This is a genomic window from Vibrio sp. S12_S33 (genome assembly GCF_963889785.1).
In the GTDB taxonomy this organism is placed as follows: domain Bacteria; phylum Pseudomonadota; class Gammaproteobacteria; order Enterobacterales; family Vibrionaceae; genus Vibrio; species Vibrio aestuarianus.
Window position 1 is genome coordinate 77,432 of the sequence record NZ_CAWPQZ010000006.1, and the last position, 16,410, is coordinate 93,841.

Genomic DNA, 16,410 nt, shown 5'->3' on the forward strand with positions numbered 1-16,410 from the left:
TTTGTACAATATTTTTTTTTGTATAGTTTAATTTTATTGTGCTATAAGTTATACAAAAAATATTTTCGTATACCTATTATCTATGAGGGTGACTATGAGTAATTCAGAAATTCGTATCGGTATCAGTGCTTGTGTACTTGGCGAGAATGTACGTTTTGATTCCGGTCACAAAGCAAGCGTCTTTGTCACGCAAGAGCTGTCGAGTTACTTCTCTTTTGTACCAGTATGTCCAGAAGTGGGGATTGGCTTGAGTGTCCCGCGACCAACGATTCGTCTTGTCTCTAATGAAGAACGGGTTGCTCTGGTTGAAACCAAAGACGCGAGCAAAGACTATACCCAAAGTATGTATGAGTTTTCAGATCGAAAAGTTGATGAGCTCGAACCGATGAATTTATGTGGTTATATCGTCTGTGCAAAATCGCCGACTTGCGGTATGGAACGAGTAAAAGTGTACAAACATCAACGGGCTGACAAAGAAGGGGTTGGGTTATATACCGAGACTTTAATGCGCAAGATGCCGTGGTTACCCGTTGAAGAAGATGGACGCTTACATGACCCCGTGTTGAGAGAGAATTTCATCACTCGTGTTTATTGTTTGCATGACTTTTATCAATCGATGGGGGAGCAGGCTACACCCGGCAAGGTTGTCGCATTTCATTCTCGCTACAAGCTCACTTTAATGGCGCATCACCCTGAGTCATACAAAGAGTTAGGCCGTTTAGTGGCCAATATTAAACAGTACCAACCTCAAGAATTTATTAATGAATACCGCTTGGGTTTGATGGAAGCGCTCAAAAACAGAGCCAGTCGCAAAAATAACACCAATGTTCTTATGCACCTTCAAGGTTATTTCAAACGTTCTTTAACTAAAGAACAAAAGGCGGAATTGGCACAAGTGATTGATGATTATCGCACGGGTCTGTTGCCGTTGTTAGCGCCACTGACTTTACTCAAGCATTACCTGAAAATGTACCCAGATGGATATCTAGAGCTGCAGCATTACTTTGAACCTTATCCGCAACAATTAAGACTACGTTATGGACTGTAAACGATGACAGCAAAACTTTACGCAATTAGAGAAGTTGCCGATATTACAGGGGTTAAGCCCGTTACGTTACGAGCGTGGCAGCGACGCTATCACCTCATTCAGCCGAAACGAACCGAAAAAGGGCATCGCCTTTATTCGGAGGAGAACATCGCGACTATCCGAGTTATTCAAGGTTGGCTTGCGAAAGGCGTTTCTATTGGCAAAGTCAGTGCACTGCTTGAAGGAAGTGAAAATCTTCACCAAGATCTGCCGAGTGAACAAGTTGAGCTACAAGAGCAAGAAACCCTTCTGCAGGCATTAGTAGAACTCAATAAAGGTAAAGCCGAATCGACTATTGCGACGGTATTAAAAGAGTACCCGCTGGATATTGTTGAGCAGCAGTTTGTATTCCCAATGATCGATGCGCTTGAACGAGTAAAAGGCCCATTACGCACCTTACATAAAGGGTTGTTTCAATCACTAATGATCAGCAAATTAAGTTCAATTATTGAGTCAGAAAATAAAGCAGCGACTAAAGGTAAGTGCTTGTGTGTCAGTCTTGATCCTATGTCCAGTATTTTGGCTTGGTTGTGGTTTGTGAGTAAGTCTGAAGCGGGCTATAACGTGACGGTGTTAGACGGTGTTGAAGACATCACCGCTCTGGTTGGTCATGAGGCTTTACCTTCTTACCAACACATTGCAGTTTTTGCAAATCGCTCTTTGCCTGATCACCAAATCAACGCGTTAGAAAAATTACAGCAGCAGTTAGCTAATAAGCTATCTCTGTCTGAAGTGATCTGTCGTTTACACACTTCCCTTACGTAAAAGTTCAAGGATGTAGCATGAAACTAATATGGTTGCGGCGTGATTTGCGTGCCGTTGATAATACAGCGTTGAACTATGCCATCAATTCAGGTGAGCCTGTGATTGCAGTATTTGTCGCGACACCAACGCAGTGGCAAAAACATCATATGGCCCCTATGCAGGCAGATTTTATCTACCGCCGTTTATTTGAACTTCAACGCGAACTGGAAGTACTGAACATTCCGTTGCTTTATCGTGAAGTGGGCAACTATACGCAGGCGTCGCAAACTGTGGTTGATCTCGCACAGCAGCTAAACGTTGATGAGGTTGTGGTCAATCGAGATTACGAAATCAACGAATTGGCACGTGATTTAAGCGCGAGAATGTTATGCGGGCAAAGCGATATTAATTGGAGTGAATTTGATGATAAGTGCATTCTGGCTCCGCGTAGTGTTATCAATAAACAAGGCGAGCACTTCAAAGTATTTACTCCTTTTAAGCGTGCTTGGTTATCACAGGTGACAATTCCCCAAATTGTTTCAGCTAAGCCGGCTGCACGTCATGCCAACCCAAAGCAATATGCCAAGGAGTTGTGGGGAGATCAGTGCGTATTTTCTTTTACGCGTATTAGCAGTGAGCACTGGGCTGTGGATTTTGATTCCATACGTGGGCAATTAAGACAATTTTGTCGTGATAGAGTCGAGAATTATCAGCAAGAGCGTGATTTCCCTGCTAGGGAGTCGACGAGTTCTCTTTCTCCCTACCTCGCGATTGGTGCTCTTTCTGCACGTCAATGTATGGCGAGATTATACGCTGAGTCGTACAGCGGCGTATTATCTGAAGGTGCTCAAACCTGGCTTAGTGAACTGGTATGGCGTGAATTTTATCAACATCTCATTGTGTTCAGACCGGATTTGTGTAAAAGCAAAGATTTCGTAGTGTGGGGATCACAGCTTGAATGGTGGGATAATCCCGCAGCATTTGAACGTTGGAAGTTGGGGCAAACTGGATTTCCAATCGTTGACGCTGCGATGCGCCAACTAAACCAAACTGGCTGGATGCACAACCGATTAAGAATGGTTGTTGCAAGCTTTTTAACCAAGGATTTGCACATTGACTGGCGACTGGGTGAGCGCTACTTTATGCAAATGCTTGTTGATGGCGATTATGCAGCAAACAATGGTGGCTGGCAGTGGTGTGCTTCAACGGGATGCGATGGCCAACCTTACTTTAGGATTTTTAATCCAACCAGCCAAGGTGAGCGATTTGATCCACAAGGAACGTTTATTCGTCACTGGGTGCCAGAACTTGCGTCGTTGAGCAATCAGTTTATTCATACTCCGTGGAAGTCACCTGCTGTCAACTCATTGTCATATCCAGCGCCAATGGTTGATCACAAAGTAGAAAGAGAGATAACCTTGAGACTTTATAAAGAAGCGAAGGATAACTGATCACCATGTTACGTAAGCTACTTATGTTTTGTTGCTGTTGGGGGTTAAACTCTGAGCTATTTGCTGCGTCTTACGACTTTCCTGCCGATGGCAGCAGTTTAGTTGGGCGCACTCAATACCATGTGGTTGAGAAAGGTGAAACGTTAGCTGAAATTGCCAAACAATACGATATTGGCTTTTTGTCTTTAATGGCTGCGAATAAAGGGATTGATCCTTTTTTGCCACAGCAAGATTTTGTGTTAACCATTCCGTCACAAATTATTCTGCCACATGTCCCTTACGAAGGGATAGTGATCAACTTAGCTGAACTGCGTTTGTATTATTTTGAGCCTGACATTCGCAAGGTACACATTTTCCCTGTCGGTATTGGTCGAATTGGCCGTGATACGCCAGAGATGGAAACCTCTATTAGTCAAAAACGCCCAAACCCAACATGGACGCCACCTCAATCGATACGCAAAGAATATCAAGAAAAAGGTATAGAGCTTCCTGCTGTAGTACCAGCAGGTCCCGATAATCCCCTAGGTGAGTATGCACTACGTTTGGCATATGGTGCTGGTGACTACCTCATTCACGGCACCAATAAAGATTTTGGTATCGGTTTGCGGGTGAGTTCAGGGTGCATCCGTATGGATCCAAAGGATATTGAATGGCTTTTTAATCAAGCACAACGTGGTGAAAAAGTTCGAGTGATTGACGAACCAATAAAAGTGGCGTTAGAGCCCGATCGCAGTGTTTTTCTTGAAGCTCATGAACCATTAACCCGTAGTAATGGTAGTAAAAAGGCGTTAGTTATCCCACAAGAACTCAGTTGGTGGTTAGAGGAGTTTGGTCAGTCAGATGCCAAGGCAAGAGCAGTAATATTGGCACAAAATGGCGTACCGGTTGAGATTGTAGCGCCAGATTTCTCTGAGGTGATCTATTAAAATATAGCAGCTGTGTTGGCTACGTTCGCTCACTCCAACCACATAGTTTATCTATGCTCACGGGGATGTACTCACTTGCTGTCTGCCTGCAACTTCAAGTTGTTTGGGGTAGTAATAAGGCCTGCTTTGAGACAGGCCTTTTGAACAATGTAATCACTTAGTCAACGTGATTATTTAGTGTATGACTGAGCAATGTTATCGATACGCTCATTAGCACGAGCCGCTTCTTCTTGCGCCGCTGCGGAAGCATCAGCAGCTTGGTTTACTTTAGAGGCGAGCATAGATTGTTCGCTCTGTAGTGCTGAGATTTGGTCACTTAGCCCACTAACTTTGTTAGTAAGTTCGTCCATTTTAGCCATTTCTTCTTCAGGGCCAGATGCACAACCAGCAAGTAGAAGTACAGAAGACGCTGCCGCTGCAATTAACATTTTGTTCATTATGAACTCCTTGTTTGTAAGATAATTACCTATAACGCCCTATACTTTTCTAAAACATCATATAGTGACGTATTCAATTGTAGACGCAATTTTAACGTTCACACAGTAGGTGAACGTCAAAATAATCCAAGAATTTCACTTTGGTGCTGGTTAATGAAAGAAATGTCTCATAATTAAGAGCGTTTTATCTATTTGATTGGCATTTAAATTATTGGAGCACCCTTGCAACGGTTGCTGATCGAGTATCGTTGCTACGTTATCGGATGCTGATTATTTTTATGTGATCTCTATCTATTTAAGCACCTTTCGCGCTATCATATTGTGTTTTCATTTTGACCTCTTGCCCACAATATTGCGGCAATCATATAATTTTTGGAGAATCCTTTGCAGTTTAAAGATTTAGGCTTAGATAATCGTTTGTTGAAGACACTTAAACATTATGACTTTAAGCAGGCGACAGAGATCCAACAAAAAGCGATACCAGTCGCTATTATGGGTAAAGACTTGTTGGCATCCTCTAAGACTGGTTCAGGCAAAACGTTAGCTTTCGTTTTACCTATGCTGCATAAATCTCTGAAGACCAAAGCACTGTCTGCCAAAGACCCTAGAGCGCTTATTCTTGCTCCTACTCGTGAGTTGGCCAAACAAGTTTATGGTGAACTGCGTACCATGTTGAGTGGTTTAAGCTATGAAGCTGCGTTAATTGTTGGTGGTGAAAACTTCAATGATCAAGTTAAAGCTTTGCGCCGTTATCCACGCTTTATCGTTGCGACTCCAGGACGCTTAGCCGACCACCTAGAGCATCGTTCTTTGCGTTTGGATGGTTTAGATACGCTGATCTTAGATGAAGCTGATCGCATGCTTGATCTCGGTTTTTCACCTGAGTTACGTCGCATTCACAATGCGGCCAACCATCGTCGTCGCCAGACATTAATGTTCTCTGCAACGCTAGATCATGGCCAAGTTAATGATTTCGGTACTGAACTTCTCAAAGAGCCGAAGCGCATTTCAATTGGTGTTGCCAATGAAGAGCATAAAGATATCACCCAAAAGTTTTATCTGTGTGATCACTTAGATCATAAAGAAGCGTTGCTAGAGCGAGCGTTAGAAGAAGCGGAGTACCGTCAGGTGATTATCTTCACCGCGACGCGTGCTGACACCGATCGCCTAACTGAAAAACTGAACGAACAGAAACTGAAAGCGATCGCTTTGAGCGGTAACTTGAATCAGACACAACGTAATACCATCATGAGTCAGTTTGAACGTGCTGTGTTCAAAATTTTGGTGACAACAGATGTGGCTTCGCGTGGGTTAGATATTGCTAACGTGACTCATGTTATCAACTTTGATATGCCCAAACACACAGAGGAATACGTGCACCGTGTTGGTCGTACGGGGCGTGCGGGCAATAAAGGTGATGCTATTTCATTAGTGGGCCCTAAAGATTGGGATAGCTTCAAACGTGTGGAAGCATTCTTACAACAAGATATTGAATTTTCAGTATTTGAAGGACTTCAAGGTAAATTTACAGGTTTAAAACCGCGTAAACCTGCTTTCAAGAAAAATCATTCTGCGAAGAGTAAAACTGCGAAACCAAAAGCGAAGCAAACGGATAAGAAACCGGTTAAACGTGATAAAACATTTTATCAAAATGTGGCGGTCGGTGATGCGGTATTTGTACCGAAAAAGAAAGTGGCACCTAAAGTCGACGATGAATAATTTGACGTCAGCAATGTTTAAAAAACCGCCTTTGTGGCGGTTTTTTTGTATTTTATGAATATGTTATGTATCTGCATCATTGAGTGTTTATCACGGTGTTGTACTTATTTTTTATGAGTTCTCTATCGTTGGTTTTGTTTTATCTTTTTGTTTTATAATAATTATTTTTTTCGTGGACTGACTGTAATCAGTCGAAACGCTCAATGTTATCCTTACCTTCAAGTAAATATTTCACCCTGTCATCTAGTTTTCAACTAAGTGAAACACAACTGTCATATTTAAGCCCTAAAGTGAGCTTCGTTCAAGACACAACGGCAATAAAGCCTCTTAAGGAAATTTGTGATGAAAAAGACAGTAATCGGTGCAATCGCTCTTCTAGGTGCATTAGCAGTTAACCCAGTTTTCGCAAAAGAAACAATTTCTGCAGTTGGTTCTAGTAGCGTTACTCCACTGATGGAAGTTTTCTCTGAAACATACATGAAGAAAAACTCGGACGTATTTATTGAAGTTCAAGGCCCTGGTTCTTCTGCAGGTATCAAAGCGGCAAAAAATGGCAGTGCTGACATCGGTATGTCTTCACGTAGCCTAAAAGAGTCAGAAAAAGATGCGTCACTGGTTGAAGAAGTTGTCGCTCGTGACGGTATCGCCGTCGTTGTTCACCCAAGCAACAAAGTGAAAGGCCTGACCGCAGAGCAAGTTTCTGAGATTTACAAAGGTGAAATCAGCAACTGGAAACAAGTTGGTGGTGAAGACAAGCCTATTGTCGCAATTACTCGTGATACGGCATCGGGTACTCGTGGTGCTTTCGAAGACATTATGTCACTGAAGAAAAAAATCTCAGGTAAAACCGTTTCGGCCATTTCTCAACGCGCACAAGTTGCTAATGGTAACGGTGGTTTGAAAACCATGGTGGCATCTAACCCTTACGCTATTGGCTACATCTCTTTAGGCACTGTAGATGGTTCCGTTCATGCGCTAGCGGTTGATGGAACACCGGCTTCTATAGAAAACGTGAAGAACGGCTCTTATAAAGTCGCTCGTCCCTTCCTTGTGCTGTACAAAAAAGGCCAACCCTCAGCAGAAACACAAAAATTCTTAGATTGGATGCTTACAGCAGAAGCTCAGCAGTTGGTTGAAGGCCACCATTACATTTCAATCAACTAATTAAACTATATTTGTAAATTTGCTCAGCCCGCTGATTAGGGCTGGGCCTTTTCTATCCACTTCGATTAGTCGAGTCGTGAGATTGATAATATGACCATCGCAACTAATAGTGAAAAGCTTATGAACAAAGTCTCTGCGCAAGTATCAAAACGCACATTACGTGCGAAAAAGCGTGTTGACTGGAAGGAACGAATCTTCCACGGCTTATTTTTAACCAGTGCCATTATCGGTATTGTTTCTCTTGCCATCATTGCCTATTTTATTTTTCGCGAAAGTATTCCAGCTTTCCAAGAAGTGGGTGTTACAGGCATTGTCCTCGGACAAGATTGGCTACCGCCAGCCCTCTATGGTGTGGCAACGATGATTGTTGCTTCAGTGGTATCAACGTTCGGCGCAGTTATTGTTGGTGTGCCGGTTGGTGTCCTAACCGCTATTTTTATCGCGGAGGTCGCTCCCAAGCGTCTTGCTGATATTATTCGTCCTGCGGTTGAATTATTAGCTGGTATTCCATCAGTGGTTTACGGCTTCTTTGGCCTTGTCATTATCGTTCCACTGATCCAAAACGTATTTCAAGTTCCTGCAGGTAATACTATTTTGGCCGGTATTATCGTACTCGGTGTGATGATTTTACCTACGGTGATTACGGTCTCTGAAACCTCTATTCGAGCGGTACCAAGAGCGTATAAAGAGGGGTCATTAGCCTTAGGCGCCTCAAGTATTTTTACTATCTTTAAGTTACTCGTTCCGGCTGCTCGTTCAGGCATTATGACGGGTGTCATTTTAGGGATAGGCCGTGCTTTAGGTGAGACGATGGCGATTATTATGGTGATGGGTAACGCACCAGCGATGCCGGAAGGTATTTTAGATTCGGCTCGTACGCTAACTGCAAATATTGCGATTGAAATGTCATACGCCAGTGGTGTGCATGCCAATGCGTTATACGCGACGGGGGTAGTGTTATTGGTTTTCATCATGATGCTTAATGCAGTACTACTCTACTTAAACCGTGAGAAAGCGAGATAATGACGATGGATACAGTAAAACTAAAACGCGCTCGCCAGTTAAAAGACAACCTATTGCAATTTTGTATCTGGATGGCGGCTGCACTAACCGTCGGTTTTTTATTTTGGATCATTTGGTACATTCTTTCAAACGGGTTACAGCACGTAGACTGGAACTTTATATCGGATGATTACACGCGTACTGGTGAAGAACACGGTATTTTCCCGATGATCGTTTCAACCATATACATGGTTATTGCATCGATTTCTGTTGCCGCGCCACTGGGTATCATGACGGCAATTTATCTGACGGAATACGCTAAAATTGGCAGTCGTCTTGTTAAAGTTATCCGTTTTTGTACCGAGTCCCTTGCGGGGATTCCATCTATTATCTTTGGTTTGTTCGGGATGACATTTTTTGTGGTTATCTTGGGTTTAGGGTTCTCAATTTTATCGGGTGCGCTAACGCTGAGTATTTTGATCTTGCCAGTAATCATCCGTACCACCGAAGAAGCTCTAATGGCGGTACCGCAAACCTTTCGTGAAGGCTCATATGGGCTTGGAGCATCTAAGATTTACACCATCTGGCGTCTTATTTTGCCAAGTGCAATGCCAGGTATTCTAACTTCCGTCATCCTGAGTATTGGTCGTGTGATTGGTGAGTCTGCCCCTGTATTTCTAACCGCTGGTATGGTGGCTCGTGTTCCTGATTCATTGCTAGATTCAGGACGCACTTTAACGGTTCACCTTTATAAGCTAACGACTGAGCTATTCACCATAGAAGAATGGAACCAAGCCTACGGGACAGCAACAGTATTGATAGTGGTCGTGTTATTGATCAACACGGTAACGAAGCTGATCGCCAAGCGATTTAACACTGCTTCTTATTAAGCAACGTGCTTACCACGATTAACCGAATTTAGAGATAGCATAATGAACAAATTTAATATTGAAAATTTAGATCTTTTTTACGGTGAAAACCAAGCACTGAAAGCGATTAATTTGCCAATCCCTACACGTCAAGTCACCGCTTTGATTGGTCCTTCAGGTTGTGGTAAATCCACGCTATTGCGCTGTTTGAACCGCATGAACGACTTAATTGAAGGCGTCAAAATTACCGGTAAGTTGGCAATGGATGGTCAAGATATTTACGGCAATATTGATGTGTCTGATCTGCGTATCAAAGTTGGTATGGTCTTCCAGAAGCCAAATCCATTCCCGATGAGTATCTATGAAAATGTTGCTTATGGTCTTCGTGCTCAAGGGATCAAAGATAAAAAGCATATTGATGATGTTGTTGAGCGTTCGCTGCGTGGTGCTGCATTATGGGATGAAGTGAAAGATCGATTAAAGTCTCACGCTTTTGGCCTCTCAGGTGGTCAACAGCAGCGTTTGTGTATAGCTCGTACTATTGCGATGGAACCAGATGTTATTTTAATGGATGAACCTACTTCAGCACTGGATCCGATTGCGACGCATAAAATTGAAGAATTAATGGAAGAGTTAAAGAAAAATTACACGATCGTTATTGTCACTCACTCTATGCAGCAAGCGCGTCGTATTTCAGACCGCACCGCTTTTTTCCTCATGGGAGAGTTAGTTGAATACAATGACACACAAGTGATTTTTAATAATCCAAAAGATGATAGAACCATGGGTTATGTTAATGGTGACTTTGGTTAATCGTCTATAAAGAACTCATTATAACTATAAAGCGATGGTAACTTTGCCCCTCATATTGAGGGGCTTTTTTGTAGAAACTTCATTGCATACATATTTTTGTCTGCAATATGTATTAACTGGTTAATATTCCTTGAATCTTTAGGGAAAGAAGCAATACCAATGCTGGTAGAAAGCCTACCCACAGTACCATTTTCAAGGAAAAAATCTTCGTGGAAGCATTCTTTGATATGACGCTGCATAATGCTCAATTCAGTCTCGTCTACACTGTTGATAACGATAGCAAACTCATCGCCTCCCATGCGGAATACGGAATACTCGAAAGTGGGGATCGAATATTCCAAGCGAAAAGCGACTTGCTGCAACACGCTGTCACCTACTTTATGGCCATTTTGATCGTTGATTTCTTTGAAGCCGTTTAAATCAAGCAGAAAGATAGAAAAGGGCTGTTGTGATGAAATATGATTCAGCGCTTCAAACATGGCTAAGCGATTAGCAAGTCCAGTTAAAGGGTCGGTTATCGCTTGTTTTTTATGCGCTAAAGCCTCTTTATGAAAAATATAGCTGACCAAGCCAATACAACCGAATGTCAAAAACATCAGTAAAAACTGAATTTGGGTTAGCAAGCGGGCCTGTGCTTTTTGTTCCTGATAAAGGGGGCTTTGTAGCTGAAAATTTTCGTTTACATAGCCAATAATTCGGTCATAAATGGCTCTAGCGCGCATTTCAAATTGGGCTAATGTTGGTTGGTCTTTAGCGGCTAATAGGTAGCTTTCTAAGATTTTAAAATCATCAAAATTGCTTTTAAAAAAGTGTTGTGCATAATCTAAATTAATGAAACTGTCGTCTTGATTACTATTTAAGATTAAGTCAAAGCGGCTCCAAGTCAGCTCATACTGCAACCAAATATGATCCATTTTTTCTTTTGACTCTAAAGCGTAAGGCGCTGAAGCGATCAACTCTGAATATTCTTTAGTCAATTGGAAAAGATACCATGTTGTGTAATTTTTCTGTTCAGTATAAGAGCTGGCCAAAGTCCGAGTGGTCGAAAGTATGTATAAATTGGCGATGATTAAGGCCGCGGACAACACGATTAGCAGTGTTTTTGCCCGAGATAAGAAGGGATACAAAATTTTATCATTTTCAGAGTTTATCATTTGCCGATAATCGTTATTTTTTCGAGTTGCCAAACCATATGTGTGTAATAGACCTCATTGTTGATTTGTGGATATTTATCCAAGTTATAGACTAACCAAAACGGTCCCTTATTTCTGACTTTCATTTCGTAACCATTCATATAGTAAGCAATAATGGGCTCATAGTGGCTTAAGTTTTCAATTGATATATTGGCTGCATAGTCGTTGATCGCGAAAAATGAAACTGAAGATACATGTCCGACTTTCAGGTAGTTCAGTAAATCAACAATTTTAAAACCGGTAAAAGTATTGGCTTGTGGGAGCCAAGGTAGCTGAGTCTTAAAGGTATCTTTAGGTAAAGCTTCTGCAAGTTCTAAGAGTGAGTATGTCACCACCTGTTTATTCGGCAGTGTGATTGTTAAGTATGAAGCGTGAACCAAAAAGCTAAAACACAAAAGTGGTAGGGTTGCTATCCATTTCATAATCAATGACCTAATTTATATTATCTTTATTATTGCTATATCCTCTAAAAGTATAAGGTGAGATTTTAATCAATGACATCAAAATTTATTTATATTTTTATTAATTCGATGAGTTCATACTTTAGTTTAGATCAAAAAATCCCCACATAAGTGAGGATTTTTCGATGGATGTACTGCAACTCAATCTAGATTAAAAAAATCAGATGCGCGACTCCAGCAATGACTGGTAGGGTAATAAGCGTGCGTAGAATGAAGATAACGAACAATTCCAATACGTTGACAGGAATGCGGCTGCCAAGCATTAATGCACCTACTTCAGACATGTAGATCAACTGGGTAACAGACATTGCAGCGATAACAAAGCGTGTCATTTCATTATCGATAGAAGAGGCTAAAATCGCAGGGATAAACATATCGGCAAAACCAACGACAATCGTTTGTGATGCTTGAACCGCTTCTGGTACGCCTAATAATTCTAAGAATGGGATAAATGGTTGTCCTAAAATAGAGAATACAGACGTGTACTCAGCAATGACTAGCGCGATAGTTCCTAAGCCCATAACAACTGGAAGTACACCAAAAACCATGTCCATTGCGTTACGAATGCCTTCGCCAAACACCGACTTGGCTGATTTTACTTGGCTCGCTTTCGCTAAGGCTAGTTCCATGCCCCATGAAAATGATGTGTGCCCACAGGGAACTGCATCGGCGTCTTTTTCTGGTTTGCTACCGTCAATATAAGTGTCTTTTTTCAAACTAAGTGGCGGCAGGCGAGGAATGATAATAGCTGCAACAAAACCAGCTAAACAGATCGTGCCATAAAAAGGTAAGAATAGGTGTTCCAGTTTTACCTGAGCAATTACAACCAGACTAAAAGTGATAGATACCGCTGAAAAGGTAGTACCAACAATGGCAGCTTCACGTTGGGTATAGAATTTATTTTCGTATTGTTTACTGGTTAGCAAAATACCGACACTACCATCACCTAACCAAGAGGCCATACAGTCGATCGCACTGCGTCCTGGTAAGTTGAATATTGGACGCATTACTTTACTCAGTAAGCTACCAAACAGTTCTAATAAGCCGAAATTAAGTAGCAAAGGTAATAGTAAACCGGCAAAAATGAAGACCGAAAATAGTGTCGGCAATAGGCCTTCGAGTACTAGACCACCAGTGTTTTCTTCCCAGATTGCTTCAGGACCAATTTGGAAATAAGTCATAATCACAGCAATACCACCGAACACGCGTACCGCTAGCCACAGTAAGGATGGGTTAAATAGGCTATCTAGGAAGGCACTTTTGGTTATAAATGTCGGTTTGAAAAGTTTGCATACAATCGATGCTACAGACATAAAGGCGATGATGATAGTAACCAATGGCACTAAATAGTCACCCAAAATAGCTTGAATAGACTTCGCTAGGACTGCGACAGGAATAGTTAGGTCACCTTCGTAGCTGATAGGAGCCATAAATAGAAATAGACCAATCAAAGAAGGGATGAAGAACATCCAAAAGTTGCCTTGCTTATTCTGCGTTGGCGATTCTAAAGTTTGAGCATTATCTTGCATTATGTTTCTCGTGTTACCGCTAGTCAATTTATGCCGGCTCCTTGGCATATTAATTCACTAAACATCCCTATTTAAGCATTGTCAGCAAGAGTATCTAGCTTTGGTTTCCTTTGCAATACTATTCATTGTATTGGGCTAAATATTCATTATTTTAATATTGTTGCATAGCTAGGGGGTGGTTGTTTGTTTTGTGAATGTTGCATTGTTTAATTAATTGTTGCTATTGGTTTTGGGTTTAATCACGCTTTTTATAAATAGATAAAACCAATAAACCAGTGCTAGAACAAAGGCAAAGTAAGCGGGGATCAATAGCGCATTTAAGCTATAGACAGTATAGAAACGAGCGCCGAGTAGTCCTCCGAGTAAGAAGCCAAACACAATAAACAAGAACAACTTTGCTTTTCTGTAATCGAAAGGTTGGCCGCGAAAACGCGCACCAATCATGATACCCAGGTCAGTAATAATCCCAGTCATATGTGTAGTGCGTACAATCGCACCGCTGAAGGTGGTGATCATCGCATTCTGTAAACCACATGCTGCGGAAGCAAAATAATGACCCGCTAATGAACCATGGTTCAATGCATAAAGTGCGGCAAAGAGCAATGAGCCCTCAATACATAAGGCGACACCATAGCGTCGGCCTAATTTTAATGCGGTACTTTCAATAAAAACACCACTGAGTGTGGCGCCCATCATAAAGCTGACAACGATCATTAATAAATGAAGAGATTGGTCATTAAAAGTTTCAAGCCCAGTACCAAGTAGTGTGATGGTTCCGGATAAATGTGAGATAGATTGATGCTGAAAACCGAGTAAACCAATGGCGTTGACTGTCCCTGCAAGTGCTGCGAGTAAAAAAGCTCCATATTCTACCCAGCGTGGAAGTTTTGAAATCAAGGTAACGCCCTCAAGTTGAAGTGGCGTAGTATAACGTGAAGGCGTTAAATTCAGCAGTAAAAATCTAAATTTGATGTTGATCTTTTAGAGCGAACTAAAGAGCAGGCAATGACAGAGATACCGACAATCAGTCAGAAGCGACGGATAACCAGCCTCAATGAATAGTGCTATAGCAGTGTGGTGAATCAACAGAAAGTTATCCTTTAATGAATAAAAAATTAATCAGATTGCAATTCGGTATTGTAGATGTGAGTCTATTTTCTTATGATTCCTCTTTGTAGGATGTTTTTTATACTGAAATGGAGTTTGAGATGATCAATAAACGTTTTTTTAAAACAAAACAGGAAGTCGAAGTGACTTTCGAAGTGGATGCGGCTGATGTGTCATCGACAGTCGCTATTGTGGCGGATTTTCTTGATTGGCAACCAGAACCGATGAAGAAAGTGGCGAAAAGTAACTGTTTTAAATTCAAAACACGTTTGCCTAAAGATGCCGAGTTTCAATTTCGTTATCTGCTAGACGACCAAAAATGGGTGAATGATCCTCAGGCTGATCAATATATTGCTAATGGTTTTGGAGAGGACAACAGCCTAGTATCGACATATCAATAAGTTATCGTTTTTGTTGCGATGGCATTTAAGTAATAACAAATAAGTAAGTAGTTGTTTACGCGTCAATGCATACTTAATTGAAGGCACCTCGGTGCCTTTTTTAATCACTGAATGCAATGTGATAGGTGACTTTTACGGCAGAAAGTCTTAATCTTGGAGCACTTTTGACTTAATCAACAGGGTAGATAGTGCTTCCTCGTTCTCTTCTTATGCGATTTTCTGAGCTTTCAATGCGCAAGAAAACCTCAGTGGTAGGTTTGCCCATTATAGCTGCTGCCATCGCGATTTCTTCTATTTCGGATACTTCACAGCAACGTAGTATTAAGCTGTCAATTCCAGAAACCCAAATTGTCAGATCGATTTTGTCGGATGCGGTAGACGTTAAAAATCTACCAGATTATGAATATGAGATTCGCTCAGGTGATAATTTAAGTACCATATTCAATCAACTCGGTTTCAAATATCAAGATTTGATGAAAATCATGGAAACCGATTTAAACTACTTAGCACTAGATACCCTCAAACCTGGGAATATTCTAAGGTTTTGGAAAGCGCAAAATGGAGTTGCTCTTTCCAAAATGGAGTTGGAATTTAGTTTGGTTGAACGTGCGGTGTATTCACGTCTCGATGACGGTAGCTACGAGTTTAAGAATGTTACCCTTCCTGGCGTTTGGAAAGAATTTGCCATGGTCGGTGAAATTCAAGGTAGTTTTTCTCAGTCAGTCAACTCGCTAGGGTTAGGTAGTGCTGAGATTGAACAGATGGTTTCTCTGTTAAAAGATAAGCTGAATTTTACGCGGGATCTGCGAGCTGGTGACAAATTTGAAGTCGTTCAATCTCGTCAGTTTGTTGATGATAAGCTAACGGGTAATAATGAAATTCAAGCGGTCAAGATTTTCACTCGTGGTAAGAATGTCGCGGCTTACTTGCACCGCGATGGTCAGTATTACGATGAAAATGGAGATAGTCTACAGCGCGCATTTCAGCGTTACCCAACAAAAAACCACCGAATTACCTCTAATTTTGATGCACATCGCTTACATCCTGTAACCAAGCGTGTTTCACCGCATAATGGTACCGATTTTGGTGTTCCCGTTGGTACTCCGGTGTTTTCTACGGGGGATGGTACGGTGATCATGACTCGTAAACACCCCTACGCCGGAAATTATGTGGTTATCCAGCACGGTAGTACTTACAAAACGCGTTACCTTCATCTGAGCAAAATTTTAGTTCGCAAAGGGCAAAAAATAACACGTGGTCAGAAAATTGGTTTGTCTGGAAAGTCAGGACGCGTTACAGGTCCTCACCTTCACTATGAGTTGATGGTGCGTGATCGTGCTGTCAATGCGATGACAGCGAATATCCCGATGGCTAATTCGGTTCCTAAGAAAGAAATGGCGGGTTTCATCGCAAGACGCAATGAATTGGATGAGATGTTATTAAAGCAAGAACGCAGATACGCAGCGAATGATACATCAGTAAACGTCGGCTCTTAATCCACTGTTTG

16 protein-coding genes are annotated in these 16,410 nt (G+C 41.6%); 11 read left to right on the plus strand and 5 right to left on the minus strand.

The annotated features are described in order from the left end of the window. Positions 1-94 precede the first annotated feature (94 nt). The 4 genes from AACW06_RS04690 to AACW06_RS04705 are packed head-to-tail and all read left to right on the plus strand — an operon-like array spanning position 95 to position 4,208. Positions 95-1,048 (plus strand): YbgA family protein, encoded by a 954-nt coding sequence (locus AACW06_RS04690; protein ID WP_192074208.1) that lies wholly within the window; start codon positions 95-97, stop codon positions 1,046-1,048. A 3-nt stretch (positions 1,049-1,051) separates the two neighbouring features. Continuing rightward, positions 1,052-1,852, plus strand: coding sequence for a MerR family transcriptional regulator (locus tag AACW06_RS04695; RefSeq protein WP_053311654.1), 801 nt, complete (start codon positions 1,052-1,054; stop codon positions 1,850-1,852). A 17-nt stretch (positions 1,853-1,869) separates the two neighbouring features. Further along, the gene (gene phrB, locus AACW06_RS04700; RefSeq protein ID WP_192074209.1) at positions 1,870-3,282 is read left to right on the plus strand and encodes a deoxyribodipyrimidine photo-lyase; all 1,413 of its coding nucleotides are present in this window, start codon (positions 1,870-1,872) and stop codon (positions 3,280-3,282) included. A 5-nt stretch (positions 3,283-3,287) separates the two neighbouring features. Next, complete coding sequence (locus AACW06_RS04705) at positions 3,288-4,208, plus strand: L,D-transpeptidase family protein (RefSeq protein WP_192074210.1); 921 nt, start codon at positions 3,288-3,290, stop codon at positions 4,206-4,208. A 170-nt stretch (positions 4,209-4,378) separates the two neighbouring features. Here AACW06_RS04705 and AACW06_RS04710 read toward each other — a convergent pair whose 3' ends face one another. Then, the gene (locus AACW06_RS04710; protein ID WP_192074211.1) at positions 4,379-4,645 is read right to left on the minus strand and encodes an Lpp/OprI family alanine-zipper lipoprotein; all 267 of its coding nucleotides are present in this window, start codon (positions 4,643-4,645) and stop codon (positions 4,379-4,381) included. Positions 4,646-5,017: 372 nt separating this feature from the next. Here AACW06_RS04710 and AACW06_RS04715 point away from each other — a divergent pair, with 372 nt between their 5' ends. The 5 genes from AACW06_RS04715 (at position 5,018) to pstB (ending at position 10,212) form a co-directional block, all read left to right on the plus strand. Next, the gene (locus AACW06_RS04715; RefSeq protein WP_192074212.1) at positions 5,018-6,364 is read left to right on the plus strand and encodes a DEAD/DEAH box helicase; all 1,347 of its coding nucleotides are present in this window, start codon (positions 5,018-5,020) and stop codon (positions 6,362-6,364) included. A 342-nt stretch (positions 6,365-6,706) separates the two neighbouring features. Further along, complete coding sequence (locus tag AACW06_RS04720) at positions 6,707-7,528, plus strand: phosphate ABC transporter substrate-binding protein (RefSeq protein WP_192074213.1); 822 nt, start codon at positions 6,707-6,709, stop codon at positions 7,526-7,528. Between the two features lie 90 nt (positions 7,529-7,618). Next, positions 7,619-8,551, plus strand: coding sequence for a phosphate ABC transporter permease subunit PstC (gene pstC, locus AACW06_RS04725; RefSeq protein ID WP_192074214.1), 933 nt, complete (start codon positions 7,619-7,621; stop codon positions 8,549-8,551). A 5-nt stretch (positions 8,552-8,556) separates the two neighbouring features. Further along, positions 8,557-9,420, plus strand: a complete 864-nt coding sequence (pstA, locus tag AACW06_RS04730) for a phosphate ABC transporter permease PstA (RefSeq protein WP_192074215.1) — start codon at positions 8,557-8,559, stop codon at positions 9,418-9,420. 42 nt (positions 9,421-9,462) lie between these two features. Continuing rightward, positions 9,463-10,212 (plus strand): phosphate ABC transporter ATP-binding protein PstB, encoded by a 750-nt coding sequence (pstB, locus tag AACW06_RS04735; RefSeq protein WP_192074216.1) that lies wholly within the window; start codon positions 9,463-9,465, stop codon positions 10,210-10,212. Between the two features lie 50 nt (positions 10,213-10,262). On the opposite strand, the gene AACW06_RS04740 is transcribed toward pstB, so the two are convergent. The 4 genes from AACW06_RS04740 to AACW06_RS04755 form a co-directional block, all read right to left on the minus strand. Then, positions 10,263-11,363 carry a diguanylate cyclase domain-containing protein gene (locus AACW06_RS04740; RefSeq protein ID WP_192074255.1) on the minus strand — a complete coding sequence of 367 codons (1,101 nt, stop codon included), beginning with the start codon at positions 11,361-11,363 and terminating at the stop codon, positions 10,263-10,265. Then, positions 11,363-11,827: an oxidoreductase gene (locus AACW06_RS04745; protein WP_192074217.1), complete on the minus strand. Its 465-nt coding sequence runs from the start codon at positions 11,825-11,827 to the stop codon at positions 11,363-11,365. Before AACW06_RS04745 ends, AACW06_RS04740 begins: the two co-directional genes overlap by 1 nt. 185 nt (positions 11,828-12,012) lie before the next feature. Beyond that, positions 12,013-13,395 (minus strand): YjiH family protein, encoded by a 1,383-nt coding sequence (locus AACW06_RS04750; RefSeq protein WP_192074218.1) that lies wholly within the window; start codon positions 13,393-13,395, stop codon positions 12,013-12,015. Between the two features lie 210 nt (positions 13,396-13,605). Beyond that, positions 13,606-14,292, minus strand: a complete 687-nt coding sequence (locus AACW06_RS04755) for a YoaK family protein (protein ID WP_192074219.1) — start codon at positions 14,290-14,292, stop codon at positions 13,606-13,608. 311 nt (positions 14,293-14,603) lie between these two features. Between AACW06_RS04755 and AACW06_RS04760 the strand changes: the two genes are divergently transcribed. Beyond that, positions 14,604-14,903, plus strand: coding sequence for an isoamylase early set domain-containing protein (locus tag AACW06_RS04760; RefSeq protein WP_053311665.1), 300 nt, complete (start codon positions 14,604-14,606; stop codon positions 14,901-14,903). A gap of 188 nt (positions 14,904-15,091) precedes the next feature. Next, positions 15,092-16,399 (plus strand): peptidoglycan DD-metalloendopeptidase family protein, encoded by a 1,308-nt coding sequence (locus AACW06_RS04765; RefSeq protein WP_192074220.1) that lies wholly within the window; start codon positions 15,092-15,094, stop codon positions 16,397-16,399. Positions 16,400-16,410 lie beyond the last annotated feature (11 nt).